General features: G+C 68.3%; 5 protein-coding genes. 2 read left to right on the forward strand and 3 right to left on the reverse strand.

Annotation, left to right across the window (positions count from 1 at the left end):
* Window positions 1–18: 18 nt before the first annotated feature.
* The 3 genes from FHS55_RS23125 to FHS55_RS23135 all read right to left on the reverse strand — a co-directional run bounded on the left by FHS55_RS23125 (window position 19) and on the right by FHS55_RS23135 (window position 3,501).
* Complete coding sequence (locus tag FHS55_RS23125) at window positions 19–804, reverse strand: sulfite exporter TauE/SafE family protein (protein ID WP_183192218.1); 786 nt, start codon at window positions 802–804, stop codon at window positions 19–21.
* Complete coding sequence (locus tag FHS55_RS23130) at window positions 804–2,489, reverse strand: bifunctional protein tyrosine phosphatase family protein/NAD(P)/FAD-dependent oxidoreductase (RefSeq protein WP_183192219.1); 1,686 nt, start codon at window positions 2,487–2,489, stop codon at window positions 804–806. Before FHS55_RS23130 ends, FHS55_RS23125 begins: the two co-directional genes overlap by 1 nt.
* A 70-nt stretch (window positions 2,490–2,559) precedes the next feature.
* Window positions 2,560–3,501 (reverse strand): MBL fold metallo-hydrolase, encoded by a 942-nt coding sequence (locus tag FHS55_RS23135; protein WP_183192220.1) that lies wholly within the window; start codon window positions 3,499–3,501, stop codon window positions 2,560–2,562.
* Between the two features lie 100 nt (window positions 3,502–3,601).
* On the opposite strand from FHS55_RS23135, the gene FHS55_RS23140 reads away from it, so the two are divergent.
* Window positions 3,602–4,255 carry a peroxiredoxin gene (locus FHS55_RS23140; protein ID WP_183192221.1) on the forward strand — a complete coding sequence of 218 codons (654 nt, stop codon included), beginning with the start codon at window positions 3,602–3,604 and terminating at the stop codon, window positions 4,253–4,255.
* A gap of 18 nt (window positions 4,256–4,273) precedes the next feature.
* Window positions 4,274–4,556, forward strand: a 283-nt coding sequence (locus FHS55_RS23145; RefSeq protein WP_183192222.1) for an ArsR/SmtB family transcription factor, incomplete at its 3' end; no start/stop codon positions are given.

Below are 4,556 nucleotides of genomic sequence, written 5' to 3' on the forward strand. Positions count from 1 at the left end.
GCCTGCCGCCCGAGGACTTCAGGCGAGCAGGGCCGAGGCGCTCTTGAACAGCATGTAGCTCGCCACCACGAAGATCAGCGTCGCGAACACCGTGGTCAGCCGGCCGGTTCGCCCGGAAAGCTGCTGCGCGAGCTTCATCCCGGCGACGCTGCCGAGTGCGCCACCGGCGATGAAGGTGAAGGCGAGCGGCCAGTTCACCAGCCCCGACAGCGCATAGTTGAACGCGGTGGTGAGGCCGAAGGCGGTCACGGCCACCAGCGAGGTCCCAACCGCGTTCAGGATCGGCATGCCGGTGGAGCCGATCAGCCCCGGCACGATGAGGAAACCGCCGCCAATGCCGAAGAAGCCGGAGAAGACGCCGGTGCCGAGCCCGAAGCCGAGCACTTTCGGCGCCTTCGCGCGATTGCACTCCGCGCCCGGCTCGCCCGGATTGCCGCGCCCGCGCAGCATCAGTACCCCGACCACCAGCATGAGCAGCGCGAACAGGAACAGCAGCTTCTCACCCCCGACCAGCTTGCCGAAGCTCGAGCCGGCAAAGGCGCCGACGATGCCGGCCATGGCGTACATGCCGCCGCAGCGCCATTTCACCGTGCCCGCGCGGGCATGCTGCAGCAGCCCGGCAGCGGCATTGATGGCGACGGCGAAGGCGCTGGTGCCGATGGCGACATGCGGGTTGCGCACCCCGACCAGATAGACCATCAGCGGCACGGCGAGGATGGACCCGCCGCCGCCGACCAGGCCGAGCGTGAACCCCACCAGCACGCCGGCGCCGGCACCGAGCCCATATTGCAGCGGCTCGAGCATCAGGCGGCCTCTTTCACCGGAGAGATCGGCTCGGGCCGGCACAGCCACTCCCGGCCCTTCAGCATGGCGTGCCAGTAGATCGGCGGCAGCATGCGGTCCTTGAGGAACCAGGCGAGGCGGGTCGGACGGGTGCCATCGAGAATCCAGCGCGGGAAGGTCGGCAGCAGCGCGCCGCCATAGCCGAATTCCGCCAGCACGATCTTGCCGCGCTCCACGGTGAGCGGGCAGGAGCCGTATCCGTCATACCGGGCGGCAGGCGCCTTTCCCTCCAGCGCAGCCAGCACGTTGACCGCCACGACAGGCGCCTGCTTGCGCGCGGCGGCGGCGGTCTTGGCGTTCGGCGTGTTGGTGGCGTCGCCCAGCGCGAAAATATCGGGATGCCGAACATGGCGCAGCGTCGCCGGATCGACCTCGATCCAGCCGCCCGCCCCCGCCAGCGGGCTGGCGGCGATAACGTCGAGCGGCTTCTGCGGCGGCACGGCATGGAGCATGTCGAAACCGCGCTCGACGCGCTCGGTGCCGCCATCGCTTCCCTTGCGCTCGAAGGTCGCGACCCGAGCCTCGCCATCGACGGCGACGAGGGTCGAGCCGAAGTTGAGGTCGATCCCGTAGCGCTCGACATATTCCATCAGCGCGGGAACATAGGTGGGCACACCGAACAGCACGCCGCCTGCATTGTGGAACTCCACCTCCATGCGCGGCAGCACGCCGGCGTCCCGCCAGATGTCGCAGGAGAGGTACATGGCCTTCTGCGGCGCGCCGGCGCATTTGATCGGCATGGCCGGCTGGGTGAACAGCGCCCGGCCCGCCTTCACCGTGCTGGCGAGGCGGTAGGTGTAGGGGGCGAGGTCGAAGCGGTAGTTCGAGGTGACGCCATGGCGCCCGAGCGCCTCGGGAAGGCCGGGAATGGCCTCCCAGGCCAGCCGCAGCCCCGGCGCGGCCACCAGCACGCGGTAACGCAGGGACGAGCCATCGGCGAGAGCCACTTCCTTCGACTGGGGCCGGAAGCCGGCCGCCGCCTGCCTCACCCAGGTGACACGCTCGGGCATCACCGCGCCCATCGGCACGCGGGTCGTCTCCGGCTTGAAGACGCCGGCGCCGACCATGGTCCAGCCCGGCTGGTAATAGTGGCACTCGGCCGGCTCGATGACGGCGATGGCGAGCGAGGGACGGCGCTTCAGCAGGCTCGACGCCGTGGCGATGCCCGCCGCGCCGCCTCCCACGATCACCACGTCATAGGTCTTGGGCGCGCCGGGGGTCCCCGCGTCGGCCGGCGCGGTGAAACGGGCCCGCTGGCCCGAAACGTCGAAGCCGGCGGCGGAAGCAAGCGCGGTGATTGTCTCGGGCGGAAGACGGCCAGCCTGCGCGAGTGCCCACAGCGTCGCGGCTCGTGTGCCGCTGCGGCAATAGCCCAGCACCGGCCCGGGCAGGCTGTCGAGCACACTGCGCATTCTGGCCACATCCGCCTCGGCATAGGTACCCGGCGTCACCGGAATGTGGACAAATGCCATGCCCAGCGTATCGGCCAGGGCAGCCGCGTCGCTGGCCGCCAGCTGCCCCGGCTCCTCGCCGTCGGGACGGGCGCAGATCACCGCCCGGAAGCCGGCCGCCGCGGCCTCGGCAAGCGCGACATCGTCCATTTGGCCGCACACATGAAATTCCGGCACGATCTGTTTCGGCGTCATGGGAGTCTCCTCGATCTCATTGCAGGGGCGACGATCACCAACCGGCGTTGGCGCGCCGGCCGGCGCCAGTTCAGAGCGTGTCGAGCGGCAGCTTCAGGTAGCGCCGGCCATTCTCTTCCGGCTCGGGAAGGTTGCCCGCCCGCATGTTCACCTGCACGGAGGGAAGGATCAGCTTGGGCATGGCCAGCGTCGCGTCGCGCTTGGTGCGCATCTCGACGAAAGCATCCTCGTCGACACCGTCGCGGGCATGGATGTTGCCGGCGCGCTCGGCGCCGACCGTGGTCTCCCAGGCGTAACTGTCGCGGCCCGGCGCCTTGTAGTCGTGGCAGAGGAACAGCCGCGTCTCGTCCGGCAGCGCCAGCAGGCGGCGGATCGAGTGGAAAAGCTGGCGCGCGTCACCGCCGGGGAAGTCGGCGCGGGCGGTGCCGAAATCCGGCATGAACAGCGTGTCGCCGGTGAACACCACGTCGCCGATGACATAGGCCATGTCGGCCGGCGTGTGGCCGGGAACATGCAGCACCATGGCGGGGATGGAGCCGACGCTGAACATGTCGCCATCCTCGAATAGCCGGTCGAACTCGGAGCCATCGCGGGCGAATTCGGTACCGAAGTTGAAAATCTTCCCGAACACGTTCTGGACGGTGATGATCTCGCGTCCGATGGCGAGCTTTCCGCCCAGTTGGCGCTGGATATAGGGCGCGGCCGAGAGGTGGTCGGCATGGGCGTGGCTCTCCAGCAGCCAGTCGACCGTCAGTCCATGCGCCTTCACGTAAGCGATGATCGCGTCCGCCGAAGCGGTGGAGGTGCGGCCCGAGGCCGCGTCGAAATCGAGCACGCTGTCGACGATCGCCGCCTGCCGGGTGGCGGGATCATGAATGACGTAGCTCGCGGTGTTGGTCGGCTCGTCGAAGAAAGCCTCGACCGCCAGGCGATTGTCGCTCGCGCCGGCAGCACGGATCTGGGCGGTGGCTTTTTCAAGCGGCACGTCGTTCAGGAAGGTCGGATCGGACATTGGCGTTCCTCCAGCCATCTTCATGAATTTCATATTTACATAATGTGTGTAATTGTAAATCCGTATTGCATCACTTTCTCGGTAAGGGCAATCAGGGGGCATGACAGGGGAACTCCATTCCGACAGCCGATCGGCCTCCGCCGCGCCGCGCCCGCTGCGCATCGGCGATGCCGCGCCCGTGTTCAGCGCCCGCTCGACGCAGGGGCAGGTGCACCTCGGCGATTATCGTGGCCGGTGGCTCGTTCTGTTCTCGCACCCGGCGGATTTCACCCCGGTCTGCACCAGCGAATTCATCGCGCTGGCCCGGCTGGCACCGCAATTCGACGAGATCGGCGTCGCGCTGATGGGGCTGTCGGTGGACAGCCTGTTCTCCCACATGGGCTGGCTGCGGGCGATCCGCGGCGCCTTCAATGTCGAGGTGCCTTTCCCCGTGGTGGAGGACACCTCGCTCGTCATCAGCCGCGCCTATGGCATGCTGGATGAGACGGCGCAGGATTCCTCGACCGTGCGGGCGAGCTATTTCATCGACCCGGACGGCATTGTCCGCGCCATCAACTGGTACCCGATGTCGGTCGGGCGTTCGGCGCGTGAGATGTTGCGCCTTGCCGCCGCGCTCAAGCGCGCCGCCGCGGGAGACGCGGTGACGCCGGAGGGCTGGGAGCCCGGCGACCCGGTGCTGCGTCCGCTCACCGACGAGACGCTGGTGTCAAACGACGACCCGGCATGGTTCTGCCGCCCGCTCGACCGAGGCTGAAACCATGGAGCTGAAACCATGCCGCTGACCCGCGAGGAGGCCGACCGGGCGGTAGAGAAGCTGCGGAGCTATGGCCAGCCCCAGCGGCTGATGATCCTCTCCCATCTCCAGTCCGGCGAGATGACCGTCGGCGAGATCGACACCGCCACGGGTATTGGCCAGCCCGCCCTGAGCCAGCAGCTCGGCGAATTGCGACGCGCCGGCCTGGTGGCCACCCGCCGCGCCGCCAAGCAAGTGTTCTACCGGCTGGCTGATATTGGCGTGGCGCAGTGTGTGCGCAGCATCGAGGCGCAGTTCGGTG

This window comes from Ancylobacter tetraedralis (assembly GCF_014195655.1).
GTDB classification, from domain to species: Bacteria; Pseudomonadota; Alphaproteobacteria; order Rhizobiales; family Xanthobacteraceae; genus Ancylobacter; species Ancylobacter tetraedralis.